At 67.6% G+C, this 262-nt stretch carries 1 protein-coding gene; it reads right to left on the bottom strand.

Translation table 11 applies throughout. The features are described 5' to 3' along the window. Position 1: 1 nt before the first annotated feature. Positions 2-262: hypothetical protein (locus MTCD1_RS20995; RefSeq protein WP_143760194.1), on the bottom strand; the 261-nt coding region annotated here is incomplete at its 5' end.

The raw sequence follows: 262 nt of genomic DNA on the forward strand, positions 1-262 counted from the left end.
GTTACTTGGTCTTGCCCGCCGACTTCTCGGTCGCGGCCGTCGTTTCGGTGGAGCTGGTGGCGGCAGGCTGCTCGACCTGCACAGGCGCGGCCTGCACCGGGGTCAGGCGGCCCTTCTGCACCAGCACGCGCACCAGGTCGTGATCGGCGGGCAGCTCGACCTCCTGGTCGTTCCAGAGCAGCACGTCCTGGTCGTTGAAGTTGCCCTTGCCGTCGCTCACCTTGAGCGTCACGGCGGAATCGGGGCCGGTGTAGAGAAAGCG

The organism is Colwellia marinimaniae (assembly GCF_002207865.1).
Taxonomy (GTDB): domain Bacteria; phylum Pseudomonadota; class Gammaproteobacteria; order Enterobacterales; family Alteromonadaceae; genus Colwellia; species Colwellia marinimaniae.